This window comes from Chryseobacterium cucumeris (assembly GCF_016775705.1).
Taxonomy (GTDB): Bacteria; Bacteroidota; Bacteroidia; order Flavobacteriales; family Weeksellaceae; genus Chryseobacterium; species Chryseobacterium cupriresistens.
The window spans coordinates 535251-559505 of record NZ_CP068760.1 but is presented as its reverse complement, the minus strand read 5'-3'; the positions used below and the strand labels follow the sequence as shown (position 1 = coordinate 559505).

Sequence of the window (24255 nt, the reverse complement as noted above, 5' to 3'; positions counted from 1 at the left end):
ATAAAATTGTTATATCTAATCTATGGCAGATGAAAATGTATACGGTCAGAATCTTACTTTAGACGAGATCGTATTTGAAAATAGAAACAAGGAATATGGTGCCTATGATCTTAGACATCAGTATCCGAGACTTTTAACAAAGTCTTTTATTATCGGAACAGCATTATTCCTTTTGGCAGCTTTGTCTCCGTTCATCTATCTTACGATTAAAAATCTTACAGCTCCGCCTAAGCAGGAAGTGAAGGCAGATCTTGTAGATATTATCGAAGAAGATCCGATTATCGAGCAGCCTAAAGAAGAAGAACCACCTCCACCACCTCCACCTCCAAAAGAAGAGGAGAAAATTGAGGTTATTCAGAACGTAGTTCCTGAGCCTGTAAAAGCTCCGAAAATTGAAACTCCACCACCACCAATTTCTAAGCAGTTGGAAACAACAACTGGTTTACAGAATCAGGAGGGGGTAAAAGCTCCGGCTTATACACCACCACCGCCGCCGCCATCTACAGGTACTAAAGCTAGTACAGTAGAAGTAAAAGCGAACAACCCTAACGAGATCTATAAAGATGTTGACCAGTCTGCAGAATATCCTGGAGGTATGGGAGCATTGAGAAAGTTCCTGGGTGATAACTTTGATACTTCTTTGATGGAAGGAGGTGAAGGAACACTTAAAGCGAAGCTTAAGTTCGTTGTAGAAAAAGACGGTACTGTTTCGAATGTAACAATTGAAGAGAAATCTCCAAACGGCGACTTCAACAGTGAAGCGATGCGTGTAGTTAAGAAACTTAAAAAATGGACTCCTGCGAAGAGAAACGGGGAGAGCGTTAGATCTTACTATAGCGTACCATTTACGATGAACTTTGAATAAGACTTATTTATTCAAAATATAAATAAAAAGAGAGGCTTATGCTTCTCTTTTTATTTTTTTTGGTATTTTTGTTACATGATGTTCAATTGGTTATCCCTGGTTACGGGATTGTTTTATATCGTTTTAGGAATTGTAGTGATTGTCTACAAATTCTTCTTTACTATTTTAGAGCCAGCTGTTGCTTATGCATTGGGAGTGGTGCTCATTATCTATGGTATTTTCAGAATTTACAGAGCGATCTCAAGAATTAAAAAATCGAGAAATGAAGAATAGTTTCAAGCTTGCAGTAATTTTTGTTCTGAGCATAATGCTTGCAAGCTGCAAAAAGGAGAAAAATACTCCTTCCTATCACAAAGGTGATCTTATCATTTTCACTGATGAATCTTTTCAAAGCGTCACAGAAGCATTAGCTGATGGCTATATGATCAACTATCCTGAAACACATATCAAAGTAGAAACCAAGAAAGAAGACTTAGGACTTCTTGATCTTTTGAAAGGAAGTGCTAAAGTGGTGGTGATGTCCAGAAATCTTAATCCTGAAGAAATTAAAACATATGAGGAAAGAACAGATCTGAAGTTCCTTCCTGCTAAATTTGCTGCGGATGCAGTGGTTTTTGTAGTTCCTAAAGATTCTCCGAAAGAAAGTATTTCAATGGAAGAAATCAGCAGCGGTCTGATGTCTGATAAAAAAGAATTTATTTTTGATGGAACCAACTCCAGTAACCTGAACTTTGTTGCTGAGAAATTAAAAAAACAGCCAAAAGACCTGAAATTTTCCATTATTCCGGGAAATCAGAAGATTATAGAGGAATTGGGGAAATATCCTGATAAAATAGGCGTTATCGGATTGAATACTTTCAGCCGTCCTTATGATAAAACTTCAGAAAAGCTGAGAGACATGGTGAAGGTACTTCCTGTGGTAGAGAAAGGAAAATCGTATACTGCAGATTTTGATGGACTTCGCACGATGGAATACCCGTTTACCAGAGTTCTTTATTTCCTGATTAATGAAGGTAACTTTAATATTGCCAATGGCTTTATAAGATTTTCATGTACCCATTTAGGACAGAAAATTGTGCAGAAAGAAGGCTTACAACCTTATAACATTTATAAGAGAGAAGTTCAGATGCGTTAAAAAATATTAAATTCACAATTTGTCCTTATTAAAAATTTTGATTTGGTCTGAAAATTGTGTATAATAAAACTCAATTATTAGAAAATATAAAATGAAAGATATAATGAATATGAATGTAAAGAAGATTGCTTTTGGAGCAGCCGTGGTATTTTTTACCGGTTTTGCCTCTGCACAAACACTGCAGGATGGTATCAACAGTATAGACAGTGATAAATTTGCGCAGGCAAAAACAAACTTCACTGACATGATCGCTAAAGAGCCTACAGCTGAAAACTACTTCTATTTGGGAAATACTTTCTTAAGACAAGGAGAACCGGATTATGCTAAGGCAACTGAAAACTTTAACAAAGGATTAGCTGCAGACGGTAAAAGCTATCTGAACAAAATTGGTTTAGCTGCTGTTAAATTAGGTAAAGGCGATAAAAATGCTGTTGCTGAAATTCAAAAAGTAGTTGCTGATTCAAGAGAAAAAGATGCTGAAGTTCTTTTCAGAGCAGCAGAAGCTTTAACTTTATTCGAGAAAAACAGTTCACCGGACCTGGCAATCCAGTTTTTGACTAAAGCTATTGAGAAAGCTGAGAAAAAAGGTGTTCCTGCACATTATTATTATACATTAGGAGATGCTTACAGATTGAAAAGATCTCCGGGAGAAGCCATGTCTGCTTACGACAAGGCGTTACCTGTAGCAAAAAATAAAGCTTCAGTTTACACGAGAATGGCTACTTTATGGATGGCTGCTCAAGTGTGGCAAAAAGCGAAAGAAAGCGTTGATAAAGCAATTGCTGTAGATCCTACATACGCTCCTGCGTACAAAGCATTGGCTGGTTACGATATCAGATACCAGCAAAATGCAAAGGCTACTCAAGACCTTATCAACTATACAAAATATGCTGATGAAGATCCATATACTCAATTAGAAATTGCAAAACTATATTTCACGAATGAAGATTATGCAAACTCTAAAATGGTATTAGATAAGATTTTTGATAAAATTGATGATCCTATCAAATTCAAATTGAGAGCTTATAATGCATATGCAGATAGAAATTATGCAGACGCCAAGCAAAATATGGATACTTTCGTTTCTCAGGCAGAGAAAACAAGAGTATTGCCTGCAGACCAAGGTTTACAGGGACTTATTGCTGCCGGTTTAGCAAAAGATGAAAAAGATGCTGCTAAAAAATCTGCTTTAATGGCTGAAGCTCAGCAAAAAGTAGGTATTGCAAAAGCTGCTAAGGATGAAACAATGAAGTGGGATCTTGAATTGGCAAACATCGCAGGTGGTGGTGGAGCTTCTCAGGCAGAAGCTGATAAAGGACCTACTACTCCTGAAATTGAAGCATTAAAACAGAAAGTTGCTGCCAACAGCCAGGATTCTGATTCATTATTTAAGTTAGCAACAGCTTACCAGGATGTCAAAAACTGGAATGGAGCAATTCTTACATGGCAAAAAATGTCAGCACTTCTTCCTGATTGGGCTCCGGCATATTACAGCCAGGGGTATTCTTACCAGCAGGCAGGAAACAATGAAGCAGCAAAATTGGCTTATGAGAAATTCATCAGCACAGTAAAACCTGCTGATCAGGAAGCTAACAAACAGACTCTTGCTTACGCTTACTTTGCAGTAGCATATATGAGTAAAGATTCTGATATGGCAAAAGCAAAAGATTATGTAGCTAAATCTTTACAGCTAGACCCTACTTATCAGGATGCTGTAAAATTAAATGCAGAAATCAACAAGTAATTTAAAATTTAAATTATAGATATTAAAACTTCCCATGCGTAATGTTTGGGAAGTTTTTATTTTAAATCCTATCTTTGAGTTTATGAAAACTGATATACTTGCTTTTGGTGCACATCCTGACGATGTAGAACTTGGATGTGGCGGAACTATTGCTAAAATGGTTTCTGAAGGAAAAAAATGCGTTGTTGTAGATCTTACCAGGGGAGAGCTTGGAACAAGAGGTACAGATGAAACCAGAAAGACTGAAGCAGCAGATGCAGCCAAAATCCTTGGGCTTTCCGCAAGAGAGAATCTTGGAATGAAAGATGGATTTTTGGTAAATTCCGAAGAATATCAAATGAGGATTGTAAAAATGATCCGCAAATACAGACCAGAAATCGTCTTGGCTAATGCAATTGATGATAGACACCCGGATCATGCAAAAGGAGCGAAATTAGTGTCGGATGCGTGCTTTTTGTCCGGACTGAGAAAAATTGAAACCGTACTGGAAGGTGAATCTCAGGAAGTGTGGAGGCCAAAACATATTTTTCATTATATTCAGTGGAAAGATATTAAACCGGAATTTGTTATTGACATTTCAGAATACCTGCCTAAAAAACTGGAAGCTTGTATGGCGTACAAAACTCAGTTTTATGACCCAACTTCTAAAGAACCTGAGACTCCCATTACGACAAAAGACTTCTATGAAAGCTTAACGTACCGGGCACAGGATTTAGGACGGTTATCGGGAGTTGCTTATGCTGAGGGCTTTACGTCTGAAAGATTAATTTCTTTGAAAAATTTTGATGGAATTGTTTGGTAGTTGAGGAAATTGTCCTATATTTGCACTCAGAAAACGGTGATTGTAGCTCAGTTGGTTAGAGCGTCGGATTGTGGTTCCGAAGGTCGTGGGTTCGAGACCCATCATTCACCCTAAATTAGCACATTTTCAAAAAGAAAATGTGCTTTTTTTATGTCCCAAAAACAATCAAGTTGTATTGAAATGACACTTTTTGGTGTGTTATTTTTTTTATCCTGGCTTAGAAAAAGTATATTTGCACGATAATTATAAAACATTATCGGGTAATGAAAAAGATCTACTTTTTACTTTTTATATTCAATTTCATTGTAATTTCCTCAACAGTACGATATGTGAATATTAATTCCACCACCGGAAGCGCACCCTACACTTCATGGGCTACAGCAGGCAATGATTTGCAGGAAGTAATCAATAGCAGTCAGATTGGAGATGAAGTCTGGGTTGCCGCCGGAACATATTTTCCTACCAGAGATCCGTTTGGAAATCCTTCTCCTTCAGATATCAGAGATAAGACGTTTTATTTAAAAGATGGTATTTCAGTCTACGGTGGTTTTAATGGAACAGAAACTTCTTTAACAGACCGGAATTTAAACACTAATATAACGCTCTTAAGCGGCGACCTGGGAGATTTAGGAACTAAAAATGATAATTGCTATCATGTGGTGCTGTTTGCAGCGAATATTGCCAGCGCTATTGGAGTAAAATTAGACGGATTTTCCATTTCCAATGGTTTTGCTGTTGGCACTGTTAATAATAATGTAAGCGGAAATATTGTTTCGAGATTAGCAGGTCCTGCTATCTATTTTATTAATGGAAATAATACAATTTCCAATAACAGGATTTATTTGAACTCCGGCTATTCCGGTGGAGGCATTTATACTTCAAATGGTAATAATATCATTTCTAACAATGAGATTTATAATAATAAAGCTTTTTATGACGGCGCAGGTGTGATTGTATTTCAAGGAACCAATACCATTACCAATAACTATATTCACGATAATACTGCTACCGGCGATGGTGGAGGTATCTATGCGGTTTTGGGTGTAAATAATGTAATCAGTAAAAATGTAATTGCTAAAAATAAAGCCGGGATCAGCCAGATTGATACCTATTATTATGGTGGCGGCGGTATTTATACTGAAAAGGGTTCAAATCTCATCGTCAATAATCTGCTTTATGAAAATACTTCAAACTATATGGGAGGAGGAATTTTTCTTTATTACGGAAGCAATAAAGTGATCAATAACACCATTTATAAAAATATAGGAACAAGAGGCGGCGGATTTTTTACCTATCTGGGAAATAATTATGTGAAAAACAATATATTCTGGGGTAATATCAATGGTACGGATAATCAGCCTGGAGCAGATTATAAAAATCATAATGACTGGCCGGCTGAAAATTACTTCTATAATAACCTGTTTCAGTTGCCGCAGGGATTTTATACTTTGGCAAACCAAAATTCTTTATATGGTTATCCTAATAATATATTCCAGACTAATCCTGGTTTTACAGATGAAGCCAATATTTTTGGAGCTGATGGAGTTTTAAGAACTTCAGATGATGGTTTGTCCTTGTTACCCAATAGCGTTGCTGTCAATTACGGAATGCTGACAGATGCGCCCTCAGACGATATAAGAGGAACAGCCCGTATGGGTAATCCAGATGCTGGAGCTTACGAATTGATGGGAAACCTTGGTGTTGCAGAATTACCAATTCACGATTTTAAAATTTATCCAAATCCCGCTAAAGATATTTTGAATATAGAAACCAATAATAAAATTTTGAAGGTGGAAGTATTTAATCTATCCGGGCAACTTATAATAACCACAAAAGAATCGAAAATTGATATTTCAGCATTTCTGCCAGGAATTTATATTCTCAACGTAAAGACGGAAAGCAAAATCATTACAGAGAAATTTGTCAAGAAATAATGTACGGATAAATCTTACTTATTTTTAGCCTTTCAAAGTTTGAAAGGCTTTTTTTATTTTTTTTCAGTATCGATAAATCTTTCCTCTATTTACAAAATATTATATAAAAGTTCTTTAAATAAATTCTATGAGTGGTGATCAAAACATTTATATTTGTTTAACCAGAATCGTGAGAAAAATCTCGTTAAAATTACCATAATCAAAGCTATTAACATGAAAAAAATCTTTACAATTCTTATTGTTTTTTTTGCAATAAAATCTTATTCTCAATCAGGTTCCCAATCTTATTATAAACGTCTTTTTGATACAAGAGGTCTTGATCAGTGGGATGGTAATTCAACAAGTCCGGATCAGCTTGAGTTCGCGTGGGCTGTACCGGCCCATATGGAAGCATTGGTTTTAATGTATGAGAAGACAAAAGAACCAAAATATGCCAAAACCTTAATAAAATGTATTGGTAACACTATTGACAGAAGGGATGATCTTAGAGGTCAGGTACCGGGTTTAAGTCAAATTTCTGATTATAGAGATAGTATAGGTCCTGCTTGGTCGAATAATCACTATAATATACCAAAAATGGATTCGGGAGCAACCTATCCTCATCTGGTGCATAGTGCTAATATATTATATCCTATGGCTAAATTTGCAGCAATCGTTAAAAAAGATAACATTATTCAAAACTTAACATATGATTTACCTGGCCGTTATACCGGACAAACCTATAACGCAATTGCCAATGACCTTATCCTGAAAATAAAGGAAACACTTAATTATCATTCAGATCAATGGTTTATAGAGCCAGGTTCTAACAACACCATAGGATATTACAAAGAACGAAGCGATAATAATCTACCAATAGCTTTTCCAGGAGTAATTTTACCATTCAATATGCAAAGTTCTGTTGGAAGGGTGCTTGTACAAATGTACAGAGCAACGAATGAAAACAATTATCTTGTCCAGCTCAATCAAATTGCCAATTTTATAAAAGCAAATACACAACTTAATACCAACTTAGGATCTAATGTCTGGACCTACTGGAAGTATGATACTTTACGTGAAGATATTTCCCATGCTGATTTGACTGCTGCTTTTCCTTATGAATGTAATAGGTATGGTATTTCAATCAATGGAAGCCTTATTTATACCACTGCAGATATCAATGCCTATACTAAAACACTGACAAAAGATATTTATATCTCTCCTTTACATATAAAAAATGGGGTTAATTATAATGGTGAAAATTGGAATATCAAGTATAATATTAATACCTCTGATCCTACTGTGACTCCTAGATACGGTACTTATACCGCTTATTTATGGTTGTATTTATCTCAATATGATGATCAAATGTTATATCAGATCGTTTCAGATCTGCAGGCTGCTAAAAATTATTATAGCAATATAACGGTATTTGATTCTTCAATAACTTGGGCACTTTTATCAAATTTTGAACACTTAGTTGTGCCTGTCAATACGGATCATGAATATGGAGAAGACTCCGATTGGAGAGGTATTGCCAGTGGTAATTTCGATGGAGATAGCGATGATGAATTTGTTGTTATCAGAAATTTTGACGGCTTAATGCAGACCTTAGAACCCCACGACAGAGCCTTCCGACAGGTTACCACCAGTAAAGTATATGGTGGTTCCAATAACTGGAAAGGATTGGCTGCAGGCGACTTTTTTGGAGATAATAAAAGTGAGATCATAGCTTTAAATGATCATGCAGATGCTACCGAAAATGGTCTTTATGTCCTAAAAGTTGAAAATGGTAATATTGCTGAGCATGCTAAATATACAGGATGGGGAACCCAGTCCGAATGGGCAGGGGTTGTTGCAGGAAATTTTATAAGTGGAGGAAAAGATGATGTTATCACAGTAAGAAATTTTAATAAAGAAGTTAGGGTATATAAATTTGTTGGCACAGATATACAGTCAGTATATGTCAATACACTTAACTTGGCTGCAAGTTCTAAAATTAAAGCGGTAGCATCAGGTGATTTAGATAAAGATGGCAAAGATGAGATTGTGCTGCTTGTTGATGCGGATGATAGTAATGCTGTAAATAATGGTATCCATGTTTATCGTGTAAACGATAGTGGTGTTCTCACAAAAATTACTGAATTTACAAATTGGGGCTCTGCTTCAGATTGGAAGGGGCTTGCTGTTGGAGATATTGACGCCGATGGTGCTGCTGAAATTATTGCTCACAGGAATTTTGATGGGGATTATAAATTATTTAAACTGAATGGGAATAGCTTATCCGGCATTACTTCTGAAAAATTTCCTGTTCTGCAAACCAAAAACAATGTAATGTGCTTCGGAAATTTTGATTCAAGTACTAAGAATGAAGAGTTGGCTACCCTTAGAAAAGATGGGGGAATTGTCATGTTTTCTGCCGCAAATGTTACAAATAATAGTGTGAACAGCATGAATAACAGAAATTCAGAAGATCCATGTCAGAATGAGCTGCCAGATGTGTTATACAGTTTCCTGAAATCAGCACCTTTTGATAAAGAAGATTCAAAAGAAATAGTATCAGTAAAATACGAAAAAAGGAAATAACTAGTTAATATTCAATATAAACGGGCTTTAGCCCGTTTTTTTATATTTAAACAATTTCAGAGCACAAAAAAAGCATCTTTTTCAGATGCTTGTGTTTTTAGATATTCTTTTTTAAACTTCGTCGTCAGAATCAATTGTAAAAGATCTGCTTTTGAAGTCTTTGTCATGTTTTTCTGAAATTACATCCTCACCCTTTTCATTAATGATGAAATCTGTGGACTCATTAAACATCTCCTGGAAACTTTTAAAATCTTCCTTGTAAAGGTAAATTTTATGCTTCTCGAATGTAGCTTCCCCATTCTCTCCGAAATTCTTCTTACTCTCAGTGATTGTAAGATAATAATCTCCTGCTTTCGTCTCGCGCACATCAAAGAAATAAGTTCTTCTCCCTGCTTTTAACACCTTCGTGAAAATCTCATTTTCATGGCGTTCCTTGTATTCACTCATTGTTAGATATTTTTTAATCTTGTTAAGAACAAATATAAAAGAATTCTTTTAATCACAAAATTTTTTTTATGATTTATTTAACAATTGAGAATGAAATGGCTAAGCGGTTACAGAATTGGCAATTTCAGTAAGGTTGATAATTTGATGGGCTTTTTGAGCGCTAGACTCTCTGTGTGTGATAATTATGGAAGTGGCATTGCTGATTTTTCTATCAATATTTTCCAGAATATTCTGCTCAGTTTCTGTGTCTAAAGCAGACAAAGAATCGTCAAAAATGATAATATTGGGGTTCTTAATTAAGGCTCTTGCGATACAAATTCTCTGCTTTTGTCCCCCCGAAAGCATTACTCCGCGTTCACCAACAAGTGTTTTATATTGATCTTTAAACTCTACAATATTCTTATGAACATCTGCAATTTTTGAGTATTCTACTACTTTCTCGTGAGAAGGATGATCAATGGCAAAACCAATATTATTTTCAATAGAATCAGAAAATAAGTAACTTTCCTGAGGAATATACCCGATAAAGTTTCTGTAGTTCTCCAGATTATGATCCTTCAGGTTTTTGCCATCAATTAAAATTTCCCCTTCTGTAGGATCTATTAATCTGCACAACAGCAAGGCAATTGTTGATTTTCCACTACCGGTTTTACCCATAATAGCCAATGACTCTCCGGCTTTTACTTTAAAACTTAAATTATCCAGTGCCCTGATTCCCGTATTTGGATATACATAAGAAACGTTTCTGAATTCAATATCTCCTTTGATAGGATAGTTTTCAAAATTGGTATTAATGATCTCCGATTTCTTATCCATGAATTCATTGATCCTCTGCATAGACGCTTCAGCTCTCTGATTCACAGAAGTTACCCATCCTACCATAGAGAACGGGAAAATCAGGGTGTTGATATACATGAAGAAATCAGCAATCTTACCGATACTTAATTCTCCGGCAATATATTTGGCACCTCCAATCCAGATGATGGCTACGTTTAATAAACCGATAACGAAAAGAATAATGGTGAAGAAATAGGCTTCTGTCTTGGCCAGATCCAAGGCTTTGTTTTGATAATCAGTAACTTTGATGCCATAGTTTTTTTCGATATATTTTTCTCTGGCGAAAAATTTTACCACACGGATTCCGGAAAAGCTGTCCTGTACAAAAGTTGAAATCGCAGACTGGCTTTTCTGCATGATTTTTGACTTTTTATTGATGATTGAACTTACCTTATAAATAGCATACGATAAAATAGGAAGAGGAAGTAAAGTCCACATCGTCATGGAAGCATCTGTTTTTACCATGTAGATCGCCGTTATCAATACTAAGACAATCAGATTGGCTACATACATGACCCCGGGACCAAGATACATTCTTACTGCAACAACATCTTCGCTCAATCTGTTCATTAAGTCTCCGATGGTGGTCTGTTTATAATCCGTTAAAGATAAATCCTGATAATGTCTGTAGATTTTATTTTTAAGTTCATATTCTATTCTCCTTGACGCAACAATAATGGTCTGTCTCATCATAAAAGTGAAGAATCCGGTTAAAAGAGAACATCCTACAATAATTCCAACATAGATTAAAACCTGTTGGTTGAAGCCGAGATTCCCATTTTTTGTAAGTTCATCAACAGATTTTCCTACAAACTGAACCTTATATATATTAAAGAAATTACTGGCAATGATAAAGAGTACCCCCCAAAACAATAGTATTTTGTGTTTCCAAAAATAAGGGTTTAAGGTTTTTAGCGCTTTCATATAGTTTGACAAAATTACAAAAATGTCATCACACTACGAATTTCATCAATTTTAAATTTTGTATCTTTGCAGCCATAAAAAAGCTCTTTGAATGTTAGGAAGACGACAAATCCGTGAAAAAGTAGTACAGACCGTGTATTCTTACTACCAAAATCCTGTAAAATTTGATGTTTTAGAGAAAAACATGTTTGCCGGGATAGAGAAAATCTATTATCTATACATCTATCAGCTCAACTTTTTGGTGGGTCTGAAAGATTTGGCAGAGAATCAGATTGAAATTGGTAAGAATAAATTTCTTAAAACTGATGCTGATATTAATCCTAACCAAAAATTCATCAACAACCAGGTATTGCGTAAGCTGGAAGAAAATCCTGAAAGATTATTTTTTACAGGTCAGCACAAGCAATTGAAATGGGATATGCATGATGACTTATTGGTAAAAACTTTCCAGAGAATTACTGCTGGAAAACGTTATCAGGATTTCATGAAAGAAGAAGGATATTCTTTTGAAGAAGATCAGAAATTTATTGGGAAATTATTCTTAAGATATATTGCTGAGAATGAAGATTTTCATGATTATTTAGGTGATAAGGAACTTTCATGGTATGATGATATCCATATCGCCAATTCAATGGTACAAAAAACAATCGGTTTCCTGAGAGAAGATGAAGAAAGCAGAACTTTGATCAAAATGATTAAAGATGAAGAAGATAAAACATTTGCTGCAAAATTGTTGAGAGATACCCTGAACAACTGGGAGAACAATGAAAAGAAGCTGGAAGAAAGACTCGAAAACTGGGATCTCGAAAGAGTTTCTCTTATGGATAAAGTAATTTTATCTACAGCTATTGCAGAGCTTGATAACTTTGCTTTCACACCTTCAAGAGTGATCATTAATGAATATATTGAAATTGCAAAAGTATTTGCTACAGATCGTTCCAATATCTTCATCAATGGTATTTTAGATAAATATTGTAAAGATCAAAATAGAATATAAAATGAAAAAGACGTTATCAATTATCGCCTTGTCAATTATAGGCTTTGGGTTAGTTTCATGTAAAAAAGAAAACAAAGAAACTCAAAGTACGGAAACTGCAACTACTGATTCTGCAGCTGTTGCGGCTCCGGTAACCACTGATTCTACAGCAGCAGCTGTAACCGGTGAAACGGCAGCTCCGGTTTCCAACGAACCATCTACTTCTGTAGCTTTATCTGAAAACAGCTTTGATTTTGGTAAAATCAAAAAAGGAGATAAAGTAGAGCATGTATATGAAATTACCAATACAGGGAAAAATCCATTAATTATTTCTGAAGTGAAGCCAGGATGCGGATGTACAGCTCCTGATTTTACAAAAGAGCCAATCATGCCGGGTAAAAAAGGAAAAGTTACTTTGCACTTTGATTCTTCAAGCTTCGACGGAAATGTTCAGAAGTATGCTGACGTTTTTGCAAACGTAGAAAAATCGCCAATCAGATTAACGTTCACAGCGAACATTCAACCATAATATTTAAAATATGTTGACATTATTTTTACAGGCACAGCCACAAGGATCTTCATCAATGATGATGATAGCAATGGGTGTGATGTTCGTAGGGTTTTATTTCCTGATGATCAGACCTCAGATGAGAAAGCAAAAGCAGGAGAAAAACTTTCAGGAAAACCTTAAAGTAGGAACAAGAGTAGTTCTTACATCGGGTCTTCATGGAAGAATTGCTCAGGTTCAGGATGATGGTTTTGTTATTGAAACATTATCCGGAAAACTGAAATTCGAAAAAGCAGCGGTTTCAAGAGAAATGACAGAAGCGCGCTTTGGAGCAAAATCTGCTGATAAGGCAGATGACAAAAAAGAGACAGCCACTGAAGAAAAGAAATAATTCAGTCTGAAAATATTTAGCTGCGGCGGGTGAACTTTGTTCACCCGCCGCAGCTTTTTATAAGATTTTGATCTCATAAGTCGTATTTACTTCCCATATTTTTAATATGTTTGGCTGCTTTTGGGTCCAATTGTGAAAGCAATGAGTGGGAATAGTGTTTAATAAAAAAATTATCTTTGCTTCATGAATCAAAACACAAACAAAACCGTTCTTATTCTTGGTGCTAATTCAGATGTAGCAAAACAATGTATGATACAATATGTTGAAAAAGGATTCACAGTCATTGCTGCTTCCCGAAATACAACATCTCTGGATCATTTTGTTGATTCAAATAATCTTGACCGCTCAAAAGTTTCTATTTTGTATTTTGATGCTGCTGATTTTGGTTCTCATCATCAGTTTTATTACAATCTTTCTGTAAAGCCTCATATTGTAGTCTATGCTGCAGGTTTTTTAGTAGACAACCAACAAGCTCTCACTGATTTCAAGGGAGCAAAGCAAATGATGGAGGTCAATTATATGGGAGGTGTGTCTATTCTGAGTATTATTGCAATGGATAAAAGCAATACGAACCTGGAAAGAATAATTGGTCTTTCATCCTTGTCAGGGGTAAAAGGGAGAAAAAGCAATTTTGTCTACGGAAGTACCAAGGCTGCATTTACGCAGTTTCTGGCAGGGCTGAGGCAGGAATTAGCTTCCCGTAAAATCATCGTGAATGCTTTGATTATCGGGTATATCAGAACAAAAATCAATGAAGGATTGGAACTGAATCAATCCCTGATCATGGAACCGGATTATGTGGCGAAATTTATTGTCGGTGCAGGAAACTCTTTTACCATTGTTCCAAATTTTAAATGGAAAATGATTTATCATATTCTTAGACTTTTGCCGGAAAGCCTGGTTGCGAAATTACCTTAATGAATTTTCATTAATATTATTTTTCTTTAATAGCAGACAGTTCGGTATCGTTTTTGTAATTCTATGTCCCAAAAATTATTTCTTCCTGCAAGATTCAGTTTCTGAATGATTATTGAATAAAGCTGAAACATTCTTTTTCTGCTGTCAATCTATTTCAAGGATAAATATGATTCACCTTCGCTCAGGTAGGGAAGGGTAGAATTCTTTTTTCAAATCCTGCAGAAGATATCAATGCTGTATTGATATAATATTGATATAAATAGTAACACATAGTATAAAAATGGACGATTTAGAATTGAACAAGATTCAACAACACTGGGACACCTTAATTTCTTCAGCAATTTCATGGGCACCGAGGATTTTTACTGCAATCATTTCTGCATTATTAATTTACCTGATTGGCTCATGGATGATCAGAATGATCAAAAAGCTGGTTGAAAAAGCTTTCAAAAAACGAAACATGGAAGCTTCACTGCAGCACTTTCTTTTAAATATTATCAACTGGGGATTGAATATTCTTTTGTTTATTGTTGTTGTAACACAGCTTGGAGTACAGACTTCTGCATTTGTTGCCATGATTGGTGCCGCAGGTCTGGCAGTAGGTTTAGCCTTACAGGGATCCTTAACGAATTTTGCAGGTGGAATTTTAATTTTATTATTAAAACCTTTTAAAATCGGAGATTTTATTTCTACCAGTTCAGGTGTGTCAGGAACTGTACAGGCTATTGATATTTTTCATACAAAGCTGGTTACACCACAAAACCAACTGATTGTTATTCCTAATGGGGTAGTGTCAAATAATAGCATTACCAATTTTACCCAGCTGGGAACAAGAAGAACATCATTGGATATCGGAGTTGCTTATGATGCGGATCTTAGGCAGACCAAGGATATTCTAATGGAAGTTATTAAAAATAATCAATATGCTCTTGAAACACCTGCGCCCCAGGTAGTAGTAACAGAGCTTGGAGACAGTGCAGTCAATGTATCGGTAAGAGTAAGTACTTCCACTGAAAACTTCTGGACAATGAATGAAGAATTAATCATCGGTTGTAAAGAAGCTCTCGATAAAGCAGGAATCGGAATTCCTTTTCCTCAAAGGGATGTGCATATTTACAATCAATAATTATATTTAATTTTTTTAAAGAAACTCCTACGTTATATTATGTGGGAGTTTTTATTACTGAGTTATGCGAATAACTGCTGTTGCTACAAATATTTAAGATTAATATTGCCTGCTCAAATATTACATTATATTTGCAAAAAATTACTAACTATGATTAATAAACTGCTCCTTTTTATAGGAATTTTTAGTGCAGTAACATCTGTAACAGCACAAAGCCAATTTTTAGATCCTTCTTTTGGCAATAATGGAATATATACATACACGCCTAACAATGCATACGGATTTATTTATGAAACCGGAGCTTTTACTGCACAGCAGAAAATTATGGTAAGTGGAACCTTTTACAATATACCCAATAGCAGTCAGTCTACTACCAATGTAATTCAAAGGCTGAATGCTGATGGTACTATAGATAACAGTTTCAATACAGTATTTATTCCGCCAGTTTCTTCCAACCCGATTTCCCGTTTGATTAAAATGTGTATTCAGCCTGATCAAAAAATTATCCTTGGTGATATTTTGGGCAATAAGTTAATCCGGTTGAATGAAAACGGAACTTATGATATAGGGTTTGGTACTAATGGAGTGGTTGCTAATTCTGTATTTAACTCATTTTTTGACACCCTTGGACTGTCTGGCCCTTTTAATTTTCATAATGTAATTTTAACTAGTAATAACAAAATTTTGCTGTGCACAACAGTAGTAGATAACCAGTTATCAAAATTAGCCGTTCTCCGCCTTAATGAAAATGGTTCTATTGATACCACGTTTGGAAATAATGGTCTTGTGCTGCAGGAAGCAAATTTAGGACGCCTGGTACTTCAAAATGATTCAAAATTACTATTAATCGGGCAAAAAACAGATGGACAATTTATAAAGTCAAGGTATTCTGCAGATGGCATTTTAGATACTACTTATAATAATAATTCGATATCTTATACCCCGATTCAAAATTATTCAACTTATTTCTGTACGGCAACAGGTAAAGATAATAACACTTACATATATGGAGTTTCGTCTTCTGCTGCTTCACCAGTATCTCTGATCACGTTGATGAAATTAAATCAAAATGGAGATCTGGACAATAGTTTTGGAACGAATGGTATTGTTAATGAATCTTACTATAATAGCAATAATTATTATGTTGACAATAATATCCTTTATCCTACTTTATTATTAGATAATAGCAACCATTTATTTTTGGTATGTATGGCAAGCCCCACGGGAAACGCAGCAGACCTTAACCAATTTATCAAAAAATTTAATACGGATGGTTCCGTAGATTTGGGTTTTGGGAATAACGGAATAGTTGATGTTGATTTAAATTATAAGGAATTTATGAGATCTGCAATCATGACGGCTGATCAGAAAATATTGATTTTTGGAAATCATCAGACGCCGAATAAAGGTATTATTACAAAGGTTTTAAATAATGGAAATATATTAACGGCTAAAGAGGAGAGAATTAAGGATGAAAGTGTAAGTATATATCCTAATCCTGTAAAGAATATCCTGAATATTAATTCCAGAAAAATGAAGGATAATAATGTAGAAATTACAGATGCAAGTGGAAGAAATATATTGAAAGCAATTATTAAAGATAATAAGATAGACGTTAGTAATCTTGAACACGGGATATATTATCTGAAAATCGGAAGTATAACCAACAAATTTATAAAGGAATAAAAAAGAGACTAGAATTTTCTCGTCTCTTTTTTTTACTCTATATTCTGCAGCAGCTCCAAAGCCTTCATCATATCAATTCCCTTACCCAAAACTGGTTTAAACAAATCTCCTTTCTCTTTAATTCTTTCAAGGGTATTGTTAATAGTAAAATCTGTAGGTTTCATTCCCAGTTTCAATTCGTCCCATTCCAGAGGCATGGAAACTGAAGCTCCGGGTTTTGGTCTCAGACTGTATGCACTTGCCAGAGTCTGCCCTGTTCTGTTTTGCAGGTAATCAAGGTAAATTTTTTTATTATCCCTTTTTTGAAGACTTCTTTCTAAAGTGGTAATCTTAGGCAGTTTTTCATTCACCTGCTTCATGAGGATATGAGCGAAATCTTTTACCTGGTCAAAATCATATTTACCGCCCATCGGAATATAAATGTGAATTCCTGTACTCCCTGAAGTTTTGCAGTAGCCTTTTATTTTAATTGATTTTAAAACTTCATTCACCTGAAGCGCCGTTTCAATCACCTCATCGAATGTATTCTTTGAAGAAGGATCCAGGTCTAAAACAAGATAATCAGGATGCTCAAGATCCGGTAACGAACTGTTCCATGGATTGAGATCTATACAGCCTAAATTATTCAGATAGGCTAATGTTGCTTTGTCATTACAATAAATATAATCAATGTATTTATCATTCGATTCAGAATATACCTGTGTGGTTTTTATCCAGTCCGGAACATGATCTCCAGCATCTTTCTGATAAAAGCTCTGCTCTTCAATTCCATTGGGAAAGCGGTTGAGAGAAAGCGGACGATTTTTTAAATAAGGGAGAATATAACGTGCTACAGACTGATAATATTCAATGACATCTCCTTTTGTAATGCCATCTTCAGGAAAATATACCTTATCCTGATTGGTAAGCTTTACGGAATGCTTGTCTAAGGTAATCTCTTTTTCAGAAGTCTTTGTCTTTTTTGATGAAGCTTTTGTATTCATATCTTTGGATTTTTCGGTGAAGGATGGATCTTTAGTATCTTCCGGGCTTTTGTCATCCCTGATTGTGATAAAAACCGGATGTCTGAAGATTCCATCCTTGGTAATTTCAGAATATTTGATTTCACATACCAGCTCAGGTTTTACCCACGTTACCGGCATATTGGTCTTGGGAGCTGTTTCGAATGGAGATGACTTTACAATTATTTTCTGAAGTCTCTCATACACTTCTTTCAAAGAAACCGTATTGAAACCTGTTCCTGTATGACCACAGTAAGTAAGCTCCCCATCGATAAATTTTCCTAAGATCAACGCTCCGAAGCTTTCCCGGGATCCTCTGGGTTCCGTAAAACCACAAATAATGACCTCTTCTGTATTGGAAAACTTGATTTTAAGCCAATCGGTGGTTCTGTGATTTTCAACATACAGGCTGTCTGCCCTTTTTGCAATCATCCCTTCCAGTTCCATTTCTTTCATTTGTGCAAAAAACTCAATGCCCTTTTCAGGAATATGATCGCAATACTTGATCCGTTCGGTTTCTGTCAGAGCTTCTTTTAAAAGTTCTTTACGTTGAATTAAAGGAAGATCTTCTGTAGAATGGCCATTGAGCCATAGAATATCAAAAACCTGATAGGCAAGGGCGGCATCAGGGTTATCCCCGATTTGTTGCAAAAGTTGAAAATCAGGTCTTCCCTGTTCGTTATAGACCACAACTTCGCCATCCAGAATCATACGATGTTTTTGTTGGTCGAAATCCTGGGCAATTTTGTCAAATTTTGATAAAAAGGAAATTCCATTCCGGGAATAGAAAAGCGGAGTATCATGGCTGAGATCTGCAATAGCTCTGTAGCCATCCCATTTTATTTCAAAGATCCAGTCTTTATCATTAAAGGCTTCCTCTGAAAGTTTAGCCAGCATTGGTTTAATGAAAGACTTGAGCTTTTTTTCATTTGTTAAAGAATTGAAGTTTCTGAAAGGTTTTTCAGAAGTTACGACTTCTTTTTTTCTTTTATTTTTAGGCTTTTTTTTTCCTCTAAAAATTGGGTGACCAAAGATTTTGGTGAAGTGTTTTCTTCAGCATCGTAAGGACTTTCTGCAAATTCGTCCTTATGTTTGATAAGCAACCATGAGTTGTCATCATTATTTTTCATTTTAACCAGAGCAAATTCACCTTTCAGCTTTTTGCCATGCAAAATAAATTTTAAAGAACCGGCATGGAGTTCCTTCAGAAGTTCTTTTTCATCAGAAAGTTTAGAATTTTCTTCCAGAGGTTCATAAGTTCCGCTGTCCCACACTTCCACTTGTCCGGCTCCATAATTTCCTTCCGGGATGTTTCCTTCAAAATCTTTATAATCGTAAGGATGATCTTCTACCATCATGGCAAGTCGTTTGTCTTTTGGGTCTAAAGACGGGCCTTTCGGAACAGCCCAGCTCTTCAGTACACCTTCCATTTCAAGCCGGAAGTCATAATGAAGCCTGGAGGCTGCATGCCTCTGAATTACAAAAATCAGTTTGTCTTTGCTTTTCTTTGTTTTTCCTTTAGGTTCGCTGGTTTCATCGAACTTTCTTTTGTTATGATAATCTTTGAGAGCCATTACGATGCGGATTTGGATTTAGAGGTATTCAGGCTGGCTTTTAATTGGGCCATAAGGTCAATCACTTTACCTTCCTTAGCAGGCTGCGCTTTTTGGGCTTTTACGTTTTTGCCTTTTGCTTTCTGCTTGATGATCTTCATCAGCTCATCAGAATAGGTATCTTTATACATTGCGGGATCAAATTCCTGAGAAAGCTGCTCAATAAGGCTGACAGCCATTTTCAGCTCTGCAGGTTTCGGAGCTTTTTGGGCAGGAATTTTTAAATCTGAATAGTCTCTTATTTCCTGATCAAATCTCAGGCGGTTAAGAACCAGTATGTCGTCATTGTAAGGACGGATCATCCCAATAGCTGCGCTGTCACGGAGTACGAAAGTCCCTATTCCTACCATAGCTGTTTTTTCAAGAGCTTTTAATAAAAGTCTGTAGGCATTTTCACCATTTTTCTGAGGTTCCAGATAATAAGGAGTCTCAAAATACATACTGTCTACTTCTACTTCCTTTACAAACTGGTCAATAGAAAGTATTTTTGTTTTTTCCGGGCTTGCAGCCTCGTAATCTTCTTCATCAAGAACGATATATTTGTCGTCCATGAGATAACCTTTAACAATGTTTTCCCATTTTACTTCTTTTCCTGTATTTTCATTTACTCGCTTGAACCGGATGTTTGAAAAATCAGATTTGTCGAGCATATCGAGATCCAGTTTTGTGGTTTCCGTTGCGGAATAAATTTTTACAGGAATGTTGACTAATCCGAAGCCAATTGCGCCGTTCCAAATTGCTTTCATTGTCTTACGTTTTTAAAAATCAAGCAATTAATATGCCGACAGAAGCCCGTGTGGTACCTTTCATGGACTTTGTTGCCAAATGACAATTGTTTTTATCTCCGACTTTTATATCTTTATCTTTCCGCAATCCGTGGTGATATCAAAATATGGAAGAGCTTTTTACTTATATCAAAAAATTCGGAATACTGAATCCTCAGGACGAGCTGCTGATTGCTGAAGGAATTCAGGAAATGACAGTAAAAAAAGGAGAGCCTTTTATAGAAGCCGGGAAAGTAAGTCAGAGAATTGCCTTTGTGAAGGAAGGAGTTTTCCGGTCCTTGTATTACAACAAGCAAGGTGACGATTTTACACGGTATTTTATCTATGAAGGACGATTTATCGGAGACTTTCAGGGCTTTACGGATCAACTGCCCGCGCATGAAGATATTGAAGCGATTACCGATGCTGTATTGCTGGTGATTGACCGTGAACATTTTAAAATTCTGGAAGAGAAAATTGCAGTATGGCCTGTTTTGTTTGCAAGAATCCATGCTTTTGTAGTGGAAAATAAACTGAAGGTCGCCAGTATCATGCTTAATCAGGATGCGAAATCACGGTACATTCATTTTTTAAATCATTATCCCGGTCTTGCCAACAGAGTTCCTCAATCTATGCTGGCTTCTTACCTTGGCGTTACGCCGTCTTCACTGAGCAGGATCAGGAGAAATATTGTCTAGAATTATTAATGATAATTGATAGATGATATTATTTTGAGTGGGAGAGTAAGAGGGTTTGTGAGTTTACTAACTTCTAAAATCTAGCTTCTAGTTTCTCAAGAAATCTCTTTTTGTCAAATGACAATGGTCTTTCCTTCTGACTGCCATAGCTTTGCTTCATAAAATTTAAAATACGAATATGGATATTGTATTAGGATTACAATGGGGAGATGAAGGAAAGGGAAAGTTCATTGATCTGATCAGTGAAAATTACGACATTACAGCACGTTTTAATGGCGGATCTAATGCTGGGCACAGCATTGAAAGAAACGGGCGCAGAATAACACTTAAAATGATTCCTTCGGGAATCTTTATGAAAGGAGTACAGAATGTAATCGGTACGGGAACTGTTATTGATCCTGTAAGTTTTAAAAAAGAAATTCTGAATCTTCAGGTATTTGATAAAACCATTCAGCCGGAAAACAATATCATTATTTCCAAAAAAGCACACCTGGCAATGCCAACGCATAAGCTTCTGGATATTTTCATGGAACAAAGTCCTGAGTATACCACTATCGGAACTACAAAAAATGGAATTGCCCAGGCGTATTCAAACAAAATATTAAGACAGAGCCTGAGAGTAGGGGATATATTTTTACCAGATTTTCAAAGCAGGGCGCAGCATATTCTGAATAGAGATTACAGGATGCTTGAAGAAGGAGGAATGATTGTTTTGCCTGCTTTGGAAGAAATCAGTAAAGAGTTTTTTGATGCGGTGGAATTCCTTAAAAAATTCAATTGTACAGAAACTGAAATTTATATCAACAAAGCTTTATCTGAAGGTAAAAAGGTATTGGCAGAAGGATCTCAGGCGGCGATGCTGGATATTGATCATGGTACTTATCCTTATGTAACGTCTTCCTCAACGACAGCATCAGGAGCGAGTAGCGGTCTAGGTGTTTCACCGAAAAAGATCGGTGAAATTTACGGGATAGCGAAAGCGTATTGTACGCGTGTGGGAAATGGTATATTTCCAACGGAACTTTTAGATGAATTTGGTGATGATCTCAGAATGAAAGGAAATGAATTTGGTTCCAATACAGGACGTCCCAGAAGAACCGGATGGCTGGATTTGCCTGCTTTAAAATATGCGGTAATGATCAACGGAGTTACTCAGCTAGTTCTGACAAAAGCAGATGTTTTGAGCGGATTAAAATCTGTAGCAATCTGCACCCATTATGAACTGGAAGATGGAAAAACAGTGGATGTTTCAGGTTTACTTCCTGAAAACGGAAAACCTGTATTGAAATGGATGAATGGCTGGGATGCTGATTTTACTGCCATGAAAAGCCCTTCGGAGCTGCCAAAGGAAGTGATTGAATTTCTATCATTTCTGGAAGCAGAATTGGGAATTCCTGTAGGCTATCTGTCAACAGGGCCGGGAAGGGAGCAGATGTTGAAATTGATCAGCAAATAGTTTTATGCCAGGCAGTGTATACTGATCTTATAAACAGAAGAGGTTAGAAAATTTATTTTCTAACCTCTTTATTGTATGGAAAAAACTTAGTTAACTTTTGTAAGTGTAAAGCGCTGCTTTGTAGAAGGCTGAACCGTTTGATCCGTAGTGCCGATTACAATAGGGGTAAGATTGGTTGTTAAGCCATCTTTTACCTCTAATCTCAATGCCGGCGCATTTTTGGGAGCAAAACCAAAGCCATTGTTTCCCAGATTGAATAATAACCATTTCTGAGAATCGGCATTAGCATTGGTTCTTAATTCAACAGCCGTTCCATTCGTTGTTCCGTTACCTCTCACGGTTAACACCTTTGAAGGATCCAGTATAGATTTGATGATATAATACCCATGATCTGATTTGCTGAAAGTAAATCTCTGATTATTTCCTGTAGAAGCTGAATACAAAATTATACTGGTGCCATCTGTAGTGGAACTTCCGGTAATATCTACATTTTTATTGTTTGCTAAAGCTGTTGTCATCGTATAAGTCCCGTTGATTGCGGAACTGGCATTAACAGGTCCATATAAATGGTTTATTCCGGCATAATCACCGGCAGACAATCCAGTTCTTTGTTTGGTAAATGTAGATCCGTCCAGCTTAGTCATTACAGGCTGGCTTGGGTCTATAGCAAAGTCTGTAGACTGATACATCATGACTGAACCGAAATCAAAATCCCCATATCCTGCGTAATCATTGTAAATGTTAAAGTTGTGGCGGCTTCCTTCTACAGCTTTGTTAACATCTACAATGATGTACTGATCTCTATCCGGACGGCATTGCTCATGCATAATTCCCATAGAATGCATTATTTCGTGAGCGATAATGGCGGGATACGTGATATTATAAATCTTAATACCGTTAACTCTGTTTTGTTGCCATCCGAGTGGAGAACTGTTGGAAGTTGTATAAGTAAAGGTGATGTATTCTGTTTGATTGGTACGTTGAACAAACTGCATACTGGTTTGAGACGAGATCAATTCAAACGCTTTGTTAATATTGGTAAGGAACGTATTATAATTCTGAGTGCTCATAGTTCCCTGGCTGGGTAATGTATAATAGACTGTGGCATTCGGCCATGTTTTAATAAATGAGCTTACAATAGTACTTTTTTGAGCTGTGGATATTTCTGAATTAGCCAGGCTTTTTAATTTATTAAACTGCTCGGTACTGATTGTTATATCATCTGCATAGAAATATTCGCCATTGACTTCATTAACATATGTGTATTTTCCGTCAATTAATAATTTGTGAATCTTCGCATTGTCCTGTTTAGTCGTTGTAAGGTCTATTGAATCTGTTTGTGCATTTTCAATATCCGATCTACATGAATTCAGGGCCAAAACAAGGCATCCTGATAAGAGTAATAGTTTGCTTTTCATATTATTTAATATTGGTTTGGTGATCAAGGTTTAAAATATGAACAGCTATATTATTATCATACGCATGAGATTATAAAAATACATCAATTCCTAAGTTTTGATTAAGTCTTCATTATAATTCAGCTGTGTAACGTAAATATATTAATAAAAATTATATTTACATATAACATAATATAATGATTGATTTGTTCTTTTTTTATTTGAAAAATGTATTTATTTCGTTGATTCAATTGTTTTAATTTAATTTTTACTATTAAATTGTAAATCAAGTTATTTCATGAATGTTTGATATAATGTGTAAAAATGCATATTTTGCTAGTGTAAAGTTTGTTTTTTTAGTAAATCGATAAATTATAGTAAAATTTGTAATGTTTTTTGATTCTAAATAATATTACTTGATTAAGATTTGTTTTTCAAAATAGTATTGTCAGGATAAAATATCAGGAA

General features: G+C 35.7%; 21 protein-coding genes and 1 tRNA gene. 16 read left to right on the top strand and 6 right to left on the bottom strand.

Annotation, left to right across the window (positions count from 1 at the left end):
- The first annotated feature begins 22 nt into the window (after nucleotides 1-22).
- The 8 genes from JNG87_RS02565 to JNG87_RS02530 all read left to right on the top strand — a co-directional run bounded on the left by JNG87_RS02565 (nucleotide 23) and on the right by JNG87_RS02530 (nucleotide 9045).
- Nucleotides 23-865: an energy transducer TonB gene (locus JNG87_RS02565; protein WP_062675757.1), complete on the top strand. Its 843-nt coding sequence runs from the start codon at nucleotides 23-25 to the stop codon at nucleotides 863-865.
- Between the two features lie 75 nt (nucleotides 866-940).
- On the top strand, nucleotides 941-1138 hold the full coding sequence (locus JNG87_RS02560; protein WP_171006307.1) for a DUF308 domain-containing protein: 198 nt from the start codon (nucleotides 941-943) through the stop codon (nucleotides 1136-1138).
- Nucleotides 1128-2000, top strand: coding sequence for a PstS family phosphate ABC transporter substrate-binding protein (locus JNG87_RS02555; protein ID WP_202841544.1), 873 nt, complete (start codon nucleotides 1128-1130; stop codon nucleotides 1998-2000). The genes JNG87_RS02560 and JNG87_RS02555 overlap by 11 nt, the downstream gene beginning before the upstream one ends.
- A gap of 91 nt (nucleotides 2001-2091) precedes the next feature.
- Nucleotides 2092-3744 (top strand): tetratricopeptide repeat protein, encoded by a 1653-nt coding sequence (locus JNG87_RS02550; protein WP_202841542.1) that lies wholly within the window; start codon nucleotides 2092-2094, stop codon nucleotides 3742-3744.
- A gap of 82 nt (nucleotides 3745-3826) precedes the next feature.
- Complete coding sequence (bshB1, locus tag JNG87_RS02545) at nucleotides 3827-4546, top strand: bacillithiol biosynthesis deacetylase BshB1 (protein WP_062675760.1); 720 nt, start codon at nucleotides 3827-3829, stop codon at nucleotides 4544-4546.
- 35 nt (nucleotides 4547-4581) lie between these two features.
- Nucleotides 4582-4657, top strand: a tRNA-His gene (locus tag JNG87_RS02540).
- Nucleotides 4658-4809: 152 nt separating this feature from the next.
- Nucleotides 4810-6480 carry a T9SS type A sorting domain-containing protein gene (locus tag JNG87_RS02535; RefSeq protein ID WP_202841541.1) on the top strand — a complete coding sequence of 557 codons (1671 nt, stop codon included), beginning with the start codon at nucleotides 4810-4812 and terminating at the stop codon, nucleotides 6478-6480.
- 213 nt (nucleotides 6481-6693) lie between these two features.
- Nucleotides 6694-9045: an FG-GAP repeat domain-containing protein gene (locus tag JNG87_RS02530; RefSeq protein ID WP_202841540.1), complete on the top strand. Its 2352-nt coding sequence runs from the start codon at nucleotides 6694-6696 to the stop codon at nucleotides 9043-9045.
- A 111-nt stretch (nucleotides 9046-9156) separates the two neighbouring features.
- Here the strand turns inward: JNG87_RS02530 and JNG87_RS02525 are convergent, their stop codons facing one another.
- Both JNG87_RS02525 and JNG87_RS02520 read right to left on the bottom strand, forming a co-directional pair.
- Nucleotides 9157-9492 (bottom strand): DUF3276 family protein, encoded by a 336-nt coding sequence (locus JNG87_RS02525; RefSeq protein WP_027375472.1) that lies wholly within the window; start codon nucleotides 9490-9492, stop codon nucleotides 9157-9159.
- A 99-nt stretch (nucleotides 9493-9591) separates the two neighbouring features.
- A complete protein-coding gene (locus JNG87_RS02520) occupies nucleotides 9592-11253 on the bottom strand; it encodes an ABC transporter ATP-binding protein (RefSeq protein WP_202841539.1) in 1662 nt (553 codons plus the stop codon).
- A 91-nt stretch (nucleotides 11254-11344) separates the two neighbouring features.
- Between JNG87_RS02520 and JNG87_RS02515 the strand changes: the two genes are divergently transcribed.
- The 6 genes from JNG87_RS02515 to JNG87_RS02490 all read left to right on the top strand — a co-directional run bounded on the left by JNG87_RS02515 (nucleotide 11345) and on the right by JNG87_RS02490 (nucleotide 16858).
- Complete coding sequence (locus tag JNG87_RS02515; protein WP_110008282.1) at nucleotides 11345-12250, top strand: transcription antitermination protein NusB; 906 nt, start codon at nucleotides 11345-11347, stop codon at nucleotides 12248-12250.
- Between the two features lies 1 nt (nucleotide 12251).
- Nucleotides 12252-12758, top strand: coding sequence for a DUF1573 domain-containing protein (locus JNG87_RS02510; RefSeq protein ID WP_202841538.1), 507 nt, complete (start codon nucleotides 12252-12254; stop codon nucleotides 12756-12758).
- A gap of 10 nt (nucleotides 12759-12768) precedes the next feature.
- Entirely contained in the window at nucleotides 12769-13128 is a 360-nt protein-coding gene (gene yajC / locus JNG87_RS02505) for a preprotein translocase subunit YajC (protein ID WP_202841537.1), read from the top strand.
- A 183-nt stretch (nucleotides 13129-13311) separates the two neighbouring features.
- Complete coding sequence (locus tag JNG87_RS02500) at nucleotides 13312-14046, top strand: SDR family NAD(P)-dependent oxidoreductase (RefSeq protein WP_202841535.1); 735 nt, start codon at nucleotides 13312-13314, stop codon at nucleotides 14044-14046.
- Between the two features lie 280 nt (nucleotides 14047-14326).
- The gene (locus tag JNG87_RS02495; RefSeq protein ID WP_202841532.1) at nucleotides 14327-15172 is read left to right on the top strand and encodes a mechanosensitive ion channel family protein; all 846 of its coding nucleotides are present in this window, start codon (nucleotides 14327-14329) and stop codon (nucleotides 15170-15172) included.
- Between the two features lie 150 nt (nucleotides 15173-15322).
- The gene (locus JNG87_RS02490; RefSeq protein ID WP_202841530.1) at nucleotides 15323-16858 is read left to right on the top strand and encodes a T9SS type A sorting domain-containing protein; all 1536 of its coding nucleotides are present in this window, start codon (nucleotides 15323-15325) and stop codon (nucleotides 16856-16858) included.
- Between the two features lie 32 nt (nucleotides 16859-16890).
- On the opposite strand, the gene ligD is transcribed toward JNG87_RS02490, so the two are convergent.
- From ligD to JNG87_RS02475, 3 genes are all read right to left on the bottom strand, one after another.
- Nucleotides 16891-18756, bottom strand: coding sequence for a DNA ligase D (gene ligD / locus JNG87_RS02485; RefSeq protein ID WP_202841528.1), 1866 nt, complete (start codon nucleotides 18754-18756; stop codon nucleotides 16891-16893).
- Nucleotides 18757-18827: 71 nt separating this feature from the next.
- Nucleotides 18828-19433 carry a DNA polymerase ligase N-terminal domain-containing protein gene (locus JNG87_RS02480; RefSeq protein ID WP_202841526.1) on the bottom strand — a complete coding sequence of 202 codons (606 nt, stop codon included), beginning with the start codon at nucleotides 19431-19433 and terminating at the stop codon, nucleotides 18828-18830.
- Nucleotides 19433-20218 carry a Ku protein gene (locus JNG87_RS02475; protein ID WP_120232730.1) on the bottom strand — a complete coding sequence of 262 codons (786 nt, stop codon included), beginning with the start codon at nucleotides 20216-20218 and terminating at the stop codon, nucleotides 19433-19435. The genes JNG87_RS02480 and JNG87_RS02475 overlap by 1 nt, the downstream gene beginning before the upstream one ends.
- A gap of 146 nt (nucleotides 20219-20364) precedes the next feature.
- Here JNG87_RS02475 and JNG87_RS02470 point away from each other — a divergent pair, with 146 nt between their 5' ends.
- Both JNG87_RS02470 and JNG87_RS02465 read left to right on the top strand, forming a co-directional pair.
- Nucleotides 20365-20934: a Crp/Fnr family transcriptional regulator gene (locus JNG87_RS02470; protein ID WP_202841524.1), complete on the top strand. Its 570-nt coding sequence runs from the start codon at nucleotides 20365-20367 to the stop codon at nucleotides 20932-20934.
- Nucleotides 20935-21112: 178 nt separating this feature from the next.
- Nucleotides 21113-22390, top strand: coding sequence for an adenylosuccinate synthase (locus tag JNG87_RS02465; protein ID WP_202841521.1), 1278 nt, complete (start codon nucleotides 21113-21115; stop codon nucleotides 22388-22390).
- An 86-nt stretch (nucleotides 22391-22476) separates the two neighbouring features.
- On the opposite strand, the gene JNG87_RS02460 is transcribed toward JNG87_RS02465, so the two are convergent.
- A complete protein-coding gene (locus JNG87_RS02460; protein ID WP_202841519.1) occupies nucleotides 22477-23808 on the bottom strand; it encodes a M12 family metallopeptidase in 1332 nt (443 codons plus the stop codon).
- Nucleotides 23809-24255: the final 447 nt, after the last annotated feature.